The sequence below is a fragment of the Aeromonas schubertii genome (genome assembly GCF_000820105.1).
Classification (GTDB): Bacteria; Pseudomonadota; Gammaproteobacteria; order Enterobacterales; family Aeromonadaceae; genus Aeromonas; species Aeromonas schubertii.
The window spans coordinates 1-15393 of sequence record NZ_CDDB01000108.1 but is presented as its reverse complement, the minus strand read 5'-3'; the positions used below and the strand labels follow the sequence as shown (position 1 = coordinate 15393).

The 15393-nt window shown below is 61.1% G+C and carries 11 protein-coding genes; 5 read left to right on the top strand and 6 right to left on the bottom strand.

Annotated features, from left to right (window positions below; genetic code table 11):
- Positions 1–52: 52 nt before the first annotated feature.
- Genes accC through aroQ form a run of 3 tightly spaced genes read right to left on the bottom strand, consistent with a single transcriptional unit; the run spans position 53 to position 2346 of the window.
- Positions 53–1393, bottom strand: a complete 1341-nt coding sequence (gene accC, locus BN1133_RS18835; protein ID WP_050667984.1) for an acetyl-CoA carboxylase biotin carboxylase subunit — start codon at positions 1391–1393, stop codon at positions 53–55.
- A gap of 10 nt (positions 1394–1403) precedes the next feature.
- Positions 1404–1859, bottom strand: a complete 456-nt coding sequence (accB, locus tag BN1133_RS18830) for an acetyl-CoA carboxylase biotin carboxyl carrier protein (RefSeq protein WP_050667983.1) — start codon at positions 1857–1859, stop codon at positions 1404–1406.
- Positions 1860–1896: 37 nt separating this feature from the next.
- On the bottom strand, positions 1897–2346 hold the full coding sequence (aroQ, locus tag BN1133_RS18825; protein WP_050667982.1) for a type II 3-dehydroquinate dehydratase: 450 nt from the start codon (positions 2344–2346) through the stop codon (positions 1897–1899).
- Positions 2347–2597: 251 nt separating this feature from the next.
- On the opposite strand from aroQ, the gene BN1133_RS18820 reads away from it, so the two are divergent.
- Entirely contained in the window at positions 2598–2999 is a 402-nt protein-coding gene (locus BN1133_RS18820; RefSeq protein ID WP_050667981.1) for an META domain-containing protein, read from the top strand.
- Positions 3000–3041: 42 nt separating this feature from the next.
- On the opposite strand, the gene BN1133_RS18815 is transcribed toward BN1133_RS18820, so the two are convergent.
- Complete coding sequence (locus BN1133_RS18815) at positions 3042–5909, bottom strand: HD domain-containing phosphohydrolase (RefSeq protein ID WP_050667980.1); 2868 nt, start codon at positions 5907–5909, stop codon at positions 3042–3044.
- Between the two features lie 68 nt (positions 5910–5977).
- Positions 5978–7705, bottom strand: a complete 1728-nt coding sequence (gene aceK / locus BN1133_RS18810) for a bifunctional isocitrate dehydrogenase kinase/phosphatase (protein ID WP_050667979.1) — start codon at positions 7703–7705, stop codon at positions 5978–5980.
- A 119-nt stretch (positions 7706–7824) separates the two neighbouring features.
- Between aceK and BN1133_RS18805 the strand changes: the two genes are divergently transcribed.
- The 4 genes from BN1133_RS18805 to thrC all read left to right on the top strand — a co-directional run bounded on the left by BN1133_RS18805 (position 7825) and on the right by thrC (position 13449).
- The gene (locus BN1133_RS18805) at positions 7825–8514 is read left to right on the top strand and encodes a tRNA/rRNA methyltransferase (protein WP_050667978.1); all 690 of its coding nucleotides are present in this window, start codon (positions 7825–7827) and stop codon (positions 8512–8514) included.
- A gap of 227 nt (positions 8515–8741) precedes the next feature.
- Positions 8742–11201, top strand: coding sequence for a bifunctional aspartate kinase/homoserine dehydrogenase I (gene thrA / locus BN1133_RS18800; RefSeq protein ID WP_050667977.1), 2460 nt, complete (start codon positions 8742–8744; stop codon positions 11199–11201).
- Between the two features lie 2 nt (positions 11202–11203).
- Complete coding sequence (gene thrB / locus BN1133_RS18795; protein ID WP_050667985.1) at positions 11204–12178, top strand: homoserine kinase; 975 nt, start codon at positions 11204–11206, stop codon at positions 12176–12178.
- Complete coding sequence (gene thrC, locus BN1133_RS18790) at positions 12175–13449, top strand: threonine synthase (RefSeq protein ID WP_050667976.1); 1275 nt, start codon at positions 12175–12177, stop codon at positions 13447–13449. Before thrB ends, thrC begins: the two co-directional genes overlap by 4 nt.
- Positions 13450–13673: 224 nt before the next feature.
- Here thrC and BN1133_RS20220 read toward each other — a convergent pair whose 3' ends face one another.
- Positions 13674–15113: a P-loop ATPase, Sll1717 family gene (locus BN1133_RS20220; RefSeq protein ID WP_153006755.1), complete on the bottom strand. Its 1440-nt coding sequence runs from the start codon at positions 15111–15113 to the stop codon at positions 13674–13676.
- Positions 15114–15393 lie beyond the last annotated feature (280 nt).

Below are 15393 nucleotides of genomic sequence, written 5' to 3'. Positions count from 1 at the left end.
CCTTAACTGATCGGCATTACCGTGTCGCCACGGCCCTTTTTGCAGGGGGTCCTTACAGACCCAACTTCTTGTGCAGGTAGTGGATGTTGGTGCCACCGTGCTGGAAGTTCTCGTCCTTCATGATCTCTTTTTGCAGCGGGACGTTGGTCTTGATCCCCTCCACCACCAGCTCGTCGAGGGCCTGGCGCATGCGGGAGATGGCGACGTCACGGTTCTCGCCAAAGCAGATAAGCTTGCCGATCATCGAATCGTAGTAGGGGGGTACCTTGTATCCCGCATAGATGTGGGAGTCCCAACGCACGCCCAGACCACCCGGCGCGTGGAAGCGCTGGATCAGACCCGGGGAGGGCAGGAAGGTGGCCGGATCCTCGGCATTGATCCGGCACTCGATGGCGTGGCCACGGATACGGATGTCCTGCTGGGTGATCGACAGGGGCTGGCCGGCGGCGATGCGCAGCTGCTCCTTGATGAGATCCACACCGGTGATCTGCTCGGTGACCGGGTGCTCTACCTGGATACGGGTGTTCATCTCGATGAAGTAGAACTCGCCGTTCTCGTAGAGGAACTCGAAGGTGCCCGCGCCGCGGTAACCGATCTCGATACAGGCGCGCACACAGCGTTCGCCGATGTTGCGACGCATCTCTTCGGTGATGCCCGGTGCCGGCGCCTCTTCCACCACCTTCTGGTGACGGCGCTGCATGGAGCAGTCACGCTCACCCAGGTAGATGGCGTTGCCCTGGCCGTCGGCCAGTACCTGGATCTCGATGTGGCGCGGGTTCTCGAGGAACTTCTCCATGTAGACCATGTCGTTCTTGAAGAACTGACCGGCCTCGGACTTGGTCAGGGCGATGGCGCCCGCCAGCTCGGCCTCGCTGCGCACCACGCGCATGCCACGACCACCGCCGCCACCGGCGGCCTTGATGATCACCGGGTAACCGATGCGCTTGGCGATGGCGGCGTTACGCTTGGCGTCGTTCTCGACCGGACCGTCGGAGCCCGGCACGCAGGGGACGCCCGCCTTCTTCATCGCATCGATGGCGGAGACCTTGTCCCCCATCAGACGGATGGTGTCGGCGCGCGGACCGATGAAGATGAAGCCGGATTTTTCCACCATCTCGGCAAAGTCGGCGTTCTCGGAGAGAAAGCCGTAGCCCGGGTGAATGGCGACGGCACCGGTCACCTCGGCCGCGGCTATGATGGCCGGGATATTGAGGTAGGAGTCGGTACTGGCCGGCTTGCCGATGCAGATGGACTCATCGGCCAGCAGCACGTGCTTGAGCTCGCGGTCGGCGGTGGAGTGCACGGCGACCGTCTTGATCCCGAGCTCCTTGCAGGCGCGCAGGATGCGCAGGGCGATTTCGCCCCGGTTGGCGATGACGACTTTATCGAGCATGTGACGTCCCTTATTCGATGATGAACAGCGGTTCGTCAAACTCCACGGGCTGGCCGTTCTCGATCAGGATGGCCTTGATCACGCCGCTCTTGTCAGACTCGATCTGGTTCATCATCTTCATGGCTTCGACGATGCACAGGGTATCGCCGGCATTGACCTGCTGACCCACTTCCACGAAGGCCTTGGCCTCCGGGCTGGAGGATCGGTAGAAGGTGCCGACCATGGGGGAGCGGACCAGGTGGCCACTCGGGGTGGCGTCGGCAGCCGGGGCGGCAGCCACCGGAGCGGCGGCAACCTGAGCGACCGGAGCGGCCATCTGCGGCATCATCATCTGCGGGGCGGCAGTCACCTGGCCGCCGAAGTTGCGGCTGATGCGCACGGACTCTTCACCTTCGGAGATCTCCAGCTCAGCGATGCCGGACTCTTCAACCAGTTCAATCAGTTTCTTGATCTTGCGGATATCCATTAGCATTCTCTTTCTTCTTTTGTCTGTGCGTGAAAGATTATGCGGCGCGCAGATGACGCACGGCCGCGGTTAAGGCAAATTCGTAGCCGGCCGCTCCCAGCCCACAGATGACGCCCTTGGCGACATCGGAGAGGTAGGAGTGGTGGCGAAAGGGCTCCCGTGCATGGACATTGGACAGGTGCACCTCGATAAAGGGGATGGCCACCCCCAGCAGGGCATCGCGCAGGGCGACGCTGGTGTGGGTGAAGGCGGCGGGATTGATGACGATAAAGTCGACCCGGCCCATGGCCTGATGAATGGCCCCGATCAACTCGCTCTCGGCGTTGGACTGCAGGTGTTCGAGCTCGACCCCCAGGGTGTCGGCCTGCTGCTGCAGATCGGCGACGATGTCGGCCAGGGTTTGGCTACCGTAGATACCCGGCTCCCGCTTGCCCAGCAGATTCAGGTTCGGACCGTTGAGCACGAGAATGCGGTGTTTTTGGGCCATATTCGCTTATCCTCGGCGAAGTTGCTGCGATCTTGCAGGATTCTCATCCCAAGAGAGCAATCTAGCCATTTTTCGTTCAATCGAGTGTGCCCTGGCACACAGATTCGGCAATTATATTGATTTCGTGAAAAATCACAGCATTTTACTGGTCTAATCTCTACATCAGTCTCTTTTTTGTTCAGTTTGGCCAATTTGACAAGGCAGTCAGCTTCGCTTCAAATGGGCCACCATCCACAGCGAGAGAGAAGACGATGACAAACCGTTTGGTTCTGATGGCCGCCCTGGTCCTGGGGGGATGCAGCGTGAACAGTGGCAACAGCATGGAGCAGTTCAAGAGCCAGCAGTGGCAACTGGCTGGTGCCAAGGGCGATACCTTCACCCTGCAGGTGGCCGGTGACCGCCTGGCCGGGCGTGGCGGTTGTAACCGCTACTTCGGGGCCATCGAGCAGATCGATGCCAGCACCCTCACCCTGGGCCCGGTCGGGGCGACTCGCATGATGTGCGTCGAAGGCGATCTCTCGGCCCGGGAAGGGGAGTTCTTCGGCAAGCTGGGTCAGGTGAAGGGCTATGCCGTCGCCGGTGATCGTCTCGAGCTCAAGAGTGCCGACGGCGCCGTGCTGCTCACCTTCGAAAGCCGGGGCGCAGCCAGGTAAGCCACCCTCAAGGGCCGCCGTCGCGGCCCTTCGTTTTTCCCCTCACGCGACGCTGGCTGTCGCACTCTCCTCCTCCAACAGGGCCCGCGTATCCACCTCATCCTGCTGCGCCGCAGAGAGGTAGCGCCTGCCATATTCCCGCCACAGGCCGCTTCGCACGAAGAGGGCAAACAGGGTCGGGTCTAAATGTCCCCCCTTCACCATGCCCTGCATGATAGTGAGGGCCTGACTCAGGCTCTTGGGTTGCTTGTAGGGACGATCGCTGGCGGTGAGCGCCTCGAACACATCGGCCAGGGCGATGATACGGGTACACAGGTCCAGCTCGCCCGCCGGCACGGCGCAGGGGTAACCACGGCCATCCATCCGTTCGTGATGCCCGCCCGCCATGGCGGGTACACCCTTGAGGTGTTGCGGGAAGGGGAGGGCCTCGAGCATCCGAATGGTCTGGATGATGTGCTCGTTAATCTTGTAGCGCTCCTCCCGGGTCAGGGTCCCGGCGCCTATGGTGAGGTTGTGCAGCTCCCCCCTGTCATAGAGCCAGGGCGGTGGCTGCAGGGCGAAGCGAGGATCGCGCACCGCAGGCACCTCATAGGGGATGCGCTGTTCGGGCCGGTCCGCCAGCAGGGGCTCGCGCACCGGCAGGGGGTGGGGCGGGGGATGGCGCGAGAGCTCCTCATCCGACAGCCCCAGCCGGTCGTCCAGGGTGCGCAGCCAGCTGCGCCCGGCGATCTCCCCGAGGCGGGCGATGGCGGTCTCATCCATCCGCTCCTGTCCCAGGTTGCAGCGGGCGACGAAGGCAAACTCCTCATCCAGCTGCCGCCACTGCTGCGCCACTTCCCGGCGGGCCGCCGCCGTCCGGGAGGCGTCGAGCCCCCCCTCCAGGGCGGTGATCAGGGCATCGCGCTTGAGTACCTCGAAGCGGGTACGCACCTCGTGGATCCGGTTGTGCAGGGTCTCGAGCTTGGTGGACTTGTCCATCACATACTCCGGGGTCGTTATCTTGCCGCAGTCGTGCAGCCAGCTGGCCAGCTCGATGGCCTCCCACTCCCTGGGGCCGGGGCGGAAGGTGGCCAGCTCCCCTTGCCGGCTCTCGCTGGCGGCCCGGGCCAGGGCCATGGCCAGCTCGGGGACGCGGCGACAGTGGCCTCCCGTGTGGGGGCTCTTGGCGTCGACGGCGCCGGCCACCAGTTGCACCAGGGCATCGAGCAGGGCCTTCTGCTCGTGGATCAGGCGCTGGGTCAGGAGGGCCGAGCCGGTGTTGCCGGCCAGGGCTCGCAGCAAGTTGAGTCCCGCATGCAACCGCTCCGTGTCGGTATCGGGCAGGACGAAGATCATCACGCCCGCCCAGTTGCCCAGGTGGTCCTTGAGGGGCTCCATGGCCAGCAGGCAGGGACCCGGATCCGGGACCAGAAAGCGCAGCCGTTGCCACTGGGCCTCGCTTGGGGGAAGGAGGCGCCCCTCGGTGGAGGAGAGGATCTCCTCCTGGGTCAGGGTGAAGGTCTCGTCAGGCGCCGTGATGATCTGCGCCTCCCAGCGTCCGGTCAGGATACGAAAGCCGCTCTCTTCCTGGAGGGCGATGGCGCCTCCTCTGGCCTGCAGTACCTGGCACGACTCGTCCAGCAGTTGCTGCAACAGCGCCTCGAAGCTGGGACGGCTGGCCATCGCCTCGCCGATGTTGATGAAGTGACGCAGGGCATCCTTGAGACGGGTGATGGTGACGCTCAGGGCATCGAGCTCTGTGATGGGATAGCGCGCCAGGGGGGCGGCATCGAGACGGAACTGGCCGAGCGCTCCCAGCTCGGCGGTGAGCCCTTGCAGGGGACGACTGATGCGGCGGGCGCACCACCAGATGCAGGGCAGGGCCAGCAGGAAGTAGAGCAGCAGGGGCAGGGTGAAGGTGAGGGCGACCCGGTTGGCCTTTTGCTCCAGCCTGTCCATGGGGTAGGCCAGCAGCACACTCACCTCGTTATCCTCGGTGTTGATGTCGTGAAGACGCCACTCCTGGCCGTCGGGCAGGGTCACCCGGTTGAGCGGGTGGCCCAGGGCGCCGGGTCTGGCCAGCTCCCGGGCCAGTTGCTGCAGCAGCGGCGAGGGGAGGCTGGCCAGTGGCGGGGCCTCCCCCTCCTTGAGGGTCCCTGCAGGCAAGTGGTTGCCATAGATGAGCCGCAGCTGGCGGGTATCTATCACCAGCAGGTTGCCATCGAGATCCCCATAGGCCTGCTCCAGGGCGCGGCGCATCACGGCCAGGCCGGATCCCAACCCCATGACGGCCTCACCGTTGCGGGTCGCCATCAGGGTGGCCAGGGTGGCATCTATCTTGTCGTTTTGCTTGTTGAGGGGCAGGGAGAGGGGCTGCTGGCTCTGTTGCAGCCGGGCAAACAGGCGTGCACCCAGGCGGGGGGTCGTGATGGGCCCCTGCTCGCGGCTCAGCTCATTGAGATCATCGTCGAACAGGATGCGGGTCTGGGTGGCGCCATCGCTCTCTACCTCGGTCAACAGCCAGTGAGGGGGCTGCGCGGGCCTGTCTATCCGGCTTAGGGTGAAGAGATCCCCGTCTTGCCACTGCATGAAGAGCCCCTCGATGGAGGGTCGCAGGATCAGGATCTTGCGCCACAGGGGCAGAAAGCTGCGTCGCTGTGCCCAGCTCTGCTTGTCCTGCAGCGGGTCGTTGCCGATCATCCGCAGCAGGGCGGCCGAGTTGGCCCTCTCCTCATCCATGGCGCCCTGCACCCGGTCACGCACGTGGCGCAGCTCCTGCTTCTGCTGGGAGAGGGCCATCCTGATCGCCTCCTGATAGGCCTGAAAGGCGAGCAGGGTGATGAGGATGCCCAGTAACAGGGCAAAGGTCAGGGTGATGAAAAGAGAGAAGGAGACGGGGGCGTGTTGACGCCCCTCTCTGGTGATCCCCATGGTGCCCTCGCAAGCGTGGGAGGGGCCACCCCCTCATCGGTTATCGAGGGTATCGAAAGAGACTCTCTTTAACCACCCCTTTGATACTTGAAGCGTTTTTTGCGCCGATAGGGAAAGACATCCTCAATGTGGCCGTCGCGGATGCGTCGCTGCTGCTCCTGCCAGAAGCTCGCCTCGAACATCTCCTTGTGCAGGGCCAGCATGATCTCGCGCACCTGGGGTTTTTGCAGCAGGAAGGTGGCGAACTCCTCGGGGAAGATGTCGCTCGGCCCCACCGAATACCAGGGCTCGGCGCACAGCTCATCCTCGGGGTAGCGAGGCGGCGGGATCTGACGGAAGTTGCACTCGGTCATGTAGCAAATCTCGTCGTAGTCATAGAAGACCACCCGGCCGTGACGGGTTACCCCGAAGTTTTTAAACAGCATGTCGCCGGGGAAGATGTTGGCCGCCGCCAACTGCTTGATGGCGTTGCCGTACTCCTCCAGGGCCAGCCGGGTCTGCTGCTCGTCTGCCTGATCCAGGTAGAGGTTGAGCGGGATCATCTTGCGCTCTGTGTAGAGGTGGCGGATCACCAGCTTGTCGCGGGTGAGGGTCAGCGCCGAGGGCGCCACCTTCTGCAGCTCGGCCAGAAGATCCGGGTGAATGCGCTCGAGGGGAAACTCGAAGTTGGTGAACTCCTGGGTGTCGGCCATGCGCCCGACCCGGTCGTGCTGCTTGACCAGCCGGTACTTCTCTTTGACCTGCTCGTGGCTCACCTCCTTGGGGGGGGTGAACTCGTCTTTGATCACCTTGAACACCACGTCGTAGGAGGGGAGGGTAAACACGCTCATCACCATCCCCTTGATGCCGGGGGCGATGATGAACTGCTCCCGGCTCTGGGCCAGGTGTTGCAGGTAGTGGCGATAGAGCTCTGTCTTGCCGTGCTTCTGGCAGCCGATGGCGTTGTAGATCTCGTAGTCCGCCTTGTTGGGGAGGATCTGGCGCAAGAAGGCCACATAGAGGGCCGGCGCCGGGGCATAGACCATGAAATAGGCGCGGGCGAAGCCAAACACGATGGAGGCGATATCGGGCTCGAAGATGACGGTGTCGACGCTGATCGCCTCGCCGCTGTTGAGCAGGGGCAGCAGGAAGGGGAGCACCTGGCCGTCGCAGCGCACCAGTCCCACCAGATAGGCCGCCTTGTTGCGAAAGAAGGGCTCGCGCAGCAGCTCCAGGGTGAAGGGGCGCTCCTGCAGCAGGGCCGGTCCGCTCTCGGCCAGGTGGCGGCAGATATCCATGATGTCGCGCCGGCTGTCCTCATAGGGGAGGGTGAAGCGAAAGTCGCTCAAGATCTGGTCCAGGGTGGCCGGCAGGGCGGTGGCATCGCTCTGGTAGCGACGCAGCAGGCGGGAGAGATCCGGATTGTCGCCCCGGGAGAGGAAGCGGTGAATGTAGAGGTTCTCGTCCTTGATGTTGCGATGGCGGAAGATGCGCCGGTAGACGGAGTTGAAAAACGACTCGGCCACCTCGAAGTTCTCGCAGCCTGGCAGTAGATCGCTAAAGGCCCCCTTGACCCGCTTGAGCAGCTCCTGATTGACGTGGTGCTCCCCCATCATCTGGCGGATAGAGGCGGCGGTGGCCCCCACGTGATAGTCGTAGAGGCGGATCCGCTCACGCCCGGCGAGCTGCACCCCGAGCCAGTCGCAATGCTCGAAGCGGCTCTTGGCGCCGCGGGTGATCTCGAGAAAGCGGCTGTAGAAGGCCTCGAAGCGCTGCAGTATGGTCCTTGCGACCTCCTGCTCCAGAGTCGGTTTCATTCATCACCTTCCTTGTGGCTTTTTTGGCCACTATGGCAAGGTTCAAACGGCTGTTCAAGTGGCATTTTTGTGGCGGAAACGGTAGATTTCGCCCCCTGTTTGCCCGAGAGGAATCCCCCATGAAGCTCTATTTTGTGCTGGTGTCGCCGGCCCGTCCCGAGAATGTCGGCGCCGCCGCCCGCGCCATCAAGACCATGGGCTTCGACGCCATGCGCATCGTCGCAAGCCAGGCCCACGAGGCCGAGCAGGCGAGCTGGGTGGCCCACGGCGCCCAGGAGGTGCTCGCCTCGGCCGAATCGTTCGACACCCTGGAGGCGGCCCTCTCCGACGTGGATCTCGCCATCGCCACCACGGCCCGCCAGCGTGGTCGCTACCAGCACTACCTGACCCCGGCGCAAATTCGCGAACAAATTGCCGCGAAAAAGCTGGAAAAAGTCGCCATCGTGTTTGGTTGTGAGGAGTCGGGGCTCTCCAATGAGCAGCTCGGCCACTGCGATCTCATCAGCTATCTGCCGCTTCGGGTCAGCTACCCCTCGCTCAACCTCGGCCAGGCGATCATGCTGTATGCCTGGGAGCTCAGCCCCCTGCTCGACGCCCCCGAGGCGCCCGCCGACGAGGCGGTGAGCGAGGCCCAGGTCAGGGTGCTCAAGGGGACCACCTCCGGGTTACTCGGTGAACTGGGTGTTTCGCAGGATGAAAAACTGCATCAATGGGCGATGGACCGGATTCCCATGCTGCCCCAGCGGGATCTCAACATGCTCCACCTCTTGTGCAAAGACCTCGCCCGTCGCCTCGGTCTGAAAGATTGAGTTGACAGCCCAAGGCCCCTCGGGGTATTGCTAAAAGCACTTTCGATTCAGAGATGTCGTTCATGGCTCAGCGTCAACGTATCACCACCACCATTATTACTACCGGTACCACCATGGGTGGCGCTGGGGTCGGCTGATACGCGAACGAAACAGGTTCAAACATCACCAAAAGGCCCGTACCACCCAGTACGGGCCTTTTTGTTAGGCAAATTACAGGGAGAGAAGAGATGCGAGTGTTGAAGTTTGGTGGGTCCAGTCTGGCGGATCCCGAGCGTTTCCTGCGGGCCGCCGAAATCGCCATTAACACCCATAGCCAGTCCCAGGTGGCCCTGGTACTGTCGGCCCCGGCCAAGGTGACCAACCACCTGGTGGCCCTGGTCGAGCAGACCAGCCGCGGCATGGACGCGAGCCAAACCCTGAGCGATATCCGCGCCATCTTCGAGCGGGTACTGGCCGGCCTCAAGAGCGCCTGCCCGGCGCTGGATGACGCCAGCCTCAAGGCCCGTCTGGACGAGGAGCTCGGCAGTGTCGAGCGCATGATGCGCGGCATCGCCCTGCTCGGTCAGTGCCCGGACAACGTCCAGGCCCGTATCCTGAGCCGTGGCGAGAACCTCTCCATCGCCTTCATGACCGGCCTCTTGCAGGCGCGCGGCATCGAGACCGGCTTCATCTGCCCCGAGCAGCTGCTGGTGACCGACGGCAACTTCCTCGAGGCCCACGTCAACATCGAGGCCTCCCGCCAGCGCTTTGCCGCGGCCGGGCTCGATAACCAGCGCTTCTACCTGATGCCGGGCTTCACCGGCGGCAACGACAAGGGCGAGACTGTGCTGCTCGGTCGCAACGGCTCCGACTACTCGGCCGCCGTGCTGGCCGCCTGCGTCGACGCCGAGTGCTGCGAGATCTGGACCGACGTGGAGGGCTGCTACAGCTGTGATCCGCGCCTGGTGCCGGACGCCTACCTGCTGAAAACCCTCTCCTACAAGGAGGCGATGGAGCTCTCTTACTTCGGCGCCAAGGTGCTGCACCCGAAAACCGTCGCCCCGGTGGCCCAGTTCCAGATCCCGTGCCTGATTAAAAACAGCTTCAATCCCCAGGGCCCCGGCACCCTGATCGGCCCCGACAGCGGTGACGATGGCCTCAAGGTCAAAGCCATCTCGGATCTCTCGGGCATGAGCATGTTCAACGTCTCCGGCCCCGGCATGAAGGGCATGGTCGGCATGGCCGGCCGCATCTTCGCCGCCGTCTCGCGCGCCGGGGTCAGCATAGTGCTCATCACCCAGTCATCCTCCGAGTACAGCGTCAGCTTCTGTATCCACAGCTACGACGAGGAGAAGACCCGCAAGGTGCTCGAGCGCGAGTTCGCGCTGGAGTTCAAAAACCAGCTGCTCGAGCCCCTCGAGGTGGTGAGCAACCTGGCCATCATCTCGCTGATCGGTGACGGCATGCGCACCAGCAAAGGCATGGCGGCGCGCTTCTTTACCTCCCTGGCCCAGGCCTCCATCAACATCGTCGCCATCGCCCAGGGCTCGAGCGAGCGCTCCATCTCCGCCGTGGTGCGCGCCGGCAAGGTGGCCGAGGCCATCAAGGCCTGCCACCAGAACTTCTTCGGCAGCCAGCAGTTTATCGATCTCTTCATGGTTGGCGTGGGCGGCGTCGGCGAGGCCCTGGTCGAGCAGATCCGCCGCCAGCAGCCGGTGCTGGCCGAGCAGGGCATAGGCCTGCGCGTCGTGGCGCTGGCCAACAGCCGCCAGATGGTGAGCTGCCCCGATGGCCTCAAGCTCGACAACTGGAAGGCCCAGCTCGCCGAGGGGCGTGGCAGCTTCACCCTGGAAGAGGTCAAGCGCCTGGTGGAAGAGAGCCACATCATCAACCCGGTGATCGTCGACTGCACCTCGAGCGAAGCCGTGGCCGCCCAATACGCCGACTTCCTGGCCGCCGGTTTCCACGTGGTGACCCCGAACAAGAAGGCCAACACCGGCTCCATGGATTACTACAAGGCCCTGCGCCGCACCGCCCAACAGACCCGCCGCAAGTTCCTCTACGAGACCAACGTGGGCGCCGGCCTGCCGGTCATCGAGAACCTGCAAAACCTCATCAAGGCGGGCGATCGCCTGCGCGCCTTCGACGGCATACTGTCCGGCTCGCTCTCCTTTATCTTCGGCAAGCTCGACGAGGGCATGGCCTTTAGCGAGGCGACCAAGATCGCCCGTGGCAACGGCTTCACCGAGCCGGATCCGCGCGATGACTTGAACGGCATGGACGTGGCGCGCAAGCTGCTCATTCTGGCCCGCGAGGCCGGCATGCCCCTCGAGCTTGCCGATGTGCAGGTCGAGCAGGCCCTGCCGCCCGGCTTCGATGTGAGCGGCGATGTGGACTCCTTCATGGCCCGCCTGCCCGAGGCTGACGGCTGGTTCCGCGACCAGTTCGCCGCGGCCCAGACCGAGGGCAAGGTGCTGCGTTACGTGGGCTCCATCGAGGGGGGCAAGTGCAAGGTCGCCATCAAGGCGGTCGGCCCGGACGAGCCGCTCTTCAAGGTCAAGGACGGTGAGAACGCGCTCGCCTTCTTCTCGAGCTACTACCAGCCCATCCCCCTGGTGCTGCGCGGCTATGGTGCGGGGGCGGACGTGACCGCCGCCGGGGTGTTTGCCGACATACTGCGCACCCAGAACTGGCAGCAGGAGATCTGATGATGAGTGCAGACATGCGCGACAGCGTGGTGGCCTATGCGCCGGCATCGAGCGCCAACCTGAGCGTCGGCTTCGACGTGCTGGGGGCGGCCCTGGCCCCCATCGATGGCTCCCTGCTCGGCGATCGGGTGCTGGTCGAGGCGGGGGACGCCCCCTTCTCCCTCGCCGCCGTCGGGCGCTTTGCCCACAAGCTCCCCGATGATCCGAAAAAGAACATCCTCTACGACTGCTGGGTCGGCTATGGGGATGCGCTGCAAAAACAGGGGCTCGCCCTCAAGCCCCTGCACATGGTGCTGGAGAAAAACCTGCCGGTGGGCTCGGGGCTTGGCTCGAGCGCCTGCAGCGTGGTGGCGGCGCTGGAAGGGCTCAACGCCTTTCACGGCCATCCCCTCGGCGAAGAGGCACTGCTACTGCTGATGGGGGAGATGGAGGGGCGCATCTCGGGCTCGGTCCACTACGACAACGTCGCCCCCTGTTATCTCGGTGGCATGCAGCTTATCGTCGAGGAGGCGGGCATCATCAGCCAGGGCATTCCGGCCTTCGACGAGTGGTACTGGGTGGTCTGCTACCCGGGCACAGTGGTGTCGACCGCCGCGGCGCGCGCCATCCTGCCGGCCCAGTATCGCCGCCAGGACTGCCTCACCTTCGGCCGTCGCCTGGCCGCCTTCGTGCACGCCAGCTACACCGGCCAGGAGCCCCTGGCCGCCAGCGTGCTCAAGGATGTGATTGCCGAGCCCTACCGCGCGGCGCTGATCGAAGGCTTTAACGAGGTGCGCGATCACGCCGCCCAGAACGGAGCCCTGGCGACCGGCATCTCGGGCTCGGGCCCGACCCTGTTCTCGGTCATGAAAGATGCCGCCCAGGCCGAGCGCCTCAAGCGCTGGCTGGAACTCAATTTCGTCAAAAATGAAGATGGTTTTGCCCGTGTCTGCAAACTCGACCTGCAAGGGGCACGGATCACAGGAAGCGAGCTATGAATCTGTACAACATCAAGGACAACAGTGAACAGGTGAGTTTTGCCCAGGCCGTGCGCCAGGGGCTGGGACGCGGTCAGGGGCTCTTCTTCCCCGAGGTGATCTCGCCCCTGGAGGACGTCGACGCCCTGCTCGACCTGCCCCTGCGCGAGCGCTCCATCCGCCTGCTCGGCCATCTGCTCGGTGACGAGGTGAGCGAGGCGACCCTGCGCCAGATGGTCGAATCCGCCTTCACCTTCCCGGCGCCGCTCGCCAAGGTCAGCGATCGCATCCACGCCCTGGAGCTGTTCCACGGCCCGACCCTGGCCTTCAAGGACTTCGGCGGCCGCTTCATGGCCCAGTGTCTGGCGGCGTTTCGCACCGATGAGAAGATAACCATACTCACCGCCACCTCGGGCGACACCGGCGCCGCCGTGGCCCACGCCTTCTATGGGCTGGCGGGGATCGAGGTGGTGATCCTCTATCCCAAGGGCAAGATAAGCCCGCTGCAAGAGAAGCTCTTCTGCACCCTGGGCGGCAATATCCGCACCATCGCCATCGAGGGCGACTTCGACGCCTGCCAGGCCCTGGTCAAGCAATCCTTCGATGACGAGGCGCTGAAAAAAGCCATTGGCCTCAACTCGGCCAACTCCATCAACATCAGCCGCCTGCTGGCCCAGGTCTGCTACTACTTCGAGGCCATCGCCCAGCTGCCCAAAGCCGAGCGCGCCAACGCCGTGGTGAGCGTGCCGTCGGGCAACTTCGGCAACCTCACCGCCGGCCTGATTGCCAAGGCGCTGGGGCTGCCGGTGAAGCGCTTTATCGCCGCCACCAACGCCAACGATACCGTGCCCCGTTACCTCAAGACCGGCGTGTGGGAGCCGCACCAGACGGTGGCGACCCTGTCGAATGCCATGGACGTGAGTCGCCCCAACAACTGGCCGCGGGTCGAAGAGCTGTGTCGCCGCATGGGTTGGGCCCTGGAGACCCTGAGCTCTGCCATGCGCAGCGATGAGCAGACGGTCGATGCCCTCAAGCGCCTGCACGCCGAGGGGTATCTGTGCGAGCCGCACGGCGCCATCGCCTGGGACGCCCTGCAAAGCGAGCTGAAAGAGGACGAAGTGGGGGTGTTCCTCTGCACCGCCCACCCGGCCAAGTTCAAAGAGAGCGTGGACGAGATCCTGGGTCTCGATGTGCCCCTGCCGGGGCCGCTCGCCAAACACGCCGAGCTGCCGCTGTTGTCGGTCACTCTGCCGGCGGAGTTTGAGCGGTTAAGGGCGTTTTTGGTGGGCTAAGCCAATAAAAAAATCCCCCGTCTTTTGCAAAGGCGGGGGATTTTTGTTTTTAAAGGCGGACGAACGTCGACGGGGGCTAATCCCCTACAGCATGTTCAAAAAGGGTCTGAAATTTATCACGAAGGAAGTGCGTTCTAAAATAGCGTAAACGAGAAACCGGTTTGAGACTGATATCAGGTGATTACCAGAACTGTAAATATTGATGTTTTGTTGGGGGCGATTCCTTACTTTATTCTCAATATTGCTCGGTATGCTGGATGTATTTCCCAATCTAGGCCATCATCTAAATTCTCAAAACTGCTTAGCAAATTAGGTCTGTCTTCAAAACTTACAAATTCTAATGGCCCGTTGACAGATTGGTCCCTAGCTGTAATAAAACCTATCCTGTATATGAAATGAGCTACCCCTAGTGAGCCATCGATATTTGTTAACCCATCAATGACAAGTTCGCCATACTTATCAAGTATATGGGTTTCGATGTGCTGGATGAGTTCTGAAGTAGTATATCGTCGTTCTCCTCCGGAAAACGACTCAATAATGTTCTCCATTTTTACGCACTGATGTCGATGCTCTTTGTATAAATCACCTAATCTTGCCTGTCCATATTTTGTCAGTACTTTGCTTACATCTCCAAAATATATTAATTCTTTGCGGGTGTTGTATGCCTCCTTTCCTGCTAGCCGACAAAGTTGAGATGCCCATCGTGGTCTTCCTGCGCTTAAAATATGTATTGGTCTAACGGCTTCATATCTTGCTTTCCCCCATGGCCATGGTTCTTTAAATACTAAGTTTGATATTCTTGGCAACTGTTTGACAAGTTCTGCGGTTTTTGCTGGGGAATATGTTCTATCAAAATAGCTTTTTATTTTATTTTCTAATATCTCAGCCGAGTCTTTTGTTGACCATTTTAAATCCAGCATGTATTGCTCGCATTTATCTAATGCTTCATCATATTGGGATAAAATCGTCCAAACATCTGTTCTCACGGACGCTCTTATATTAAGGCCAGAAACACTGTTGCACAAATTTCTACATGCGCTAAAGAACGTACTGGCTCTAAGGCGCTCATCTTCACTATTTAAGAATGTGGCGTCTACATCATCAATAAATATCCACACTCTTACATTGTTTTCCATAACTCGTTGCAAAAGTGACTCTGGATTTTTGGAAGTTATTCTTTCTCTATGAATCTCTACGTCTTTGACCTTGATCCTCATTCGGTCTAATAAACTTCCAACAAGGTTTCTCCCTCTAAATCCAGACAGTTCTGCTTGCTCGATGAGACTCATTTTGTCATCACTGAGAGCAACCTTAAGTGTACTTCCCAGTTCGAAATTTATTCTTGAGCATATGCGTTGCTGCCAACCATGGATTAAAGCGCCAGGTGTAGAAGAGTCAACGTTCTGAAAGGCAACTAAGTCTGATGCTTTGACATAAAGAAGAATTTCCCCCTGCGACATTCTTTCTCGTCTAAACATGGCTTCTCTTAGCAGAGTCGACTTACCGACCCCTTTTCTTGACCGAACAAAAGATAGTCGATGGTTTTCATTAAAGAACGCTGCATGTTCTCTTTTTTCTAAAAAATAGCTATTTAACACCTCAGGTATTTCATCTTCTCCAGCATCATTGCCAAAGAGATCGGGACTGATTAGATCTATATTCATTTTTTCTCCAATAATTATAATTAATCAATTAACATGGACACCCATCTTTGTTTGGAATTAATCAATTAATTAACATGGACACCCATCTTTGTTTGGCAATGAATTAACATGGACACCCATCGTTGTTTGGGGTTATTGGGAGTCCGGCTCTACAGTTGATGGATGTTTGTTGAAGCGGGAGGTGTGTGATGCCTCTGCCTCGTCGTAGCCAGGTGAGCCTGGCGGATACGCCTTACTACCACTGTGTCGCGCGCTGTGTCAGGCGAGCGTATCTGTGTGG

Bases quoted from the DNA above. Each gene is read 5' to 3' on its own strand.
- accB (WP_050667983.1), bottom strand. From the start codon at position 1,859: ATGGATATCCGCAAGATCAAGAAACTGATTGAACTGGTTGAAGAGTCC.
- BN1133_RS20220 (WP_153006755.1), bottom strand. From the start codon at position 15,113: ATGAATATAGATCTAATCAGTCCCGATCTCTTTGGCAATGATGCTGGA.
- thrB (WP_050667985.1), top strand. From the start codon at position 11,204: ATGAGTGCAGACATGCGCGACAGCGTGGTGGCCTATGCGCCGGCATCG.
- accC (WP_050667984.1), bottom strand. From the start codon at position 1,393: ATGCTCGATAAAGTCGTCATCGCCAACCGGGGCGAAATCGCCCTGCGC.
- aroQ (WP_050667982.1), bottom strand. From the start codon at position 2,346: ATGGCCCAAAAACACCGCATTCTCGTGCTCAACGGTCCGAACCTGAAT.
- BN1133_RS18805 (WP_050667978.1), top strand. From the start codon at position 7,825: ATGAAGCTCTATTTTGTGCTGGTGTCGCCGGCCCGTCCCGAGAATGTC.
- BN1133_RS18815 (WP_050667980.1), bottom strand. From the start codon at position 5,909: ATGGGGATCACCAGAGAGGGGCGTCAACACGCCCCCGTCTCCTTCTCT.
- thrC (WP_050667976.1), top strand. From the start codon at position 12,175: ATGAATCTGTACAACATCAAGGACAACAGTGAACAGGTGAGTTTTGCC.
- BN1133_RS18820 (WP_050667981.1), top strand. From the start codon at position 2,598: ATGACAAACCGTTTGGTTCTGATGGCCGCCCTGGTCCTGGGGGGATGC.
- thrA (WP_050667977.1), top strand. From the start codon at position 8,742: ATGCGAGTGTTGAAGTTTGGTGGGTCCAGTCTGGCGGATCCCGAGCGT.
- aceK (WP_050667979.1), bottom strand. From the start codon at position 7,705: ATGAAACCGACTCTGGAGCAGGAGGTCGCAAGGACCATACTGCAGCGC.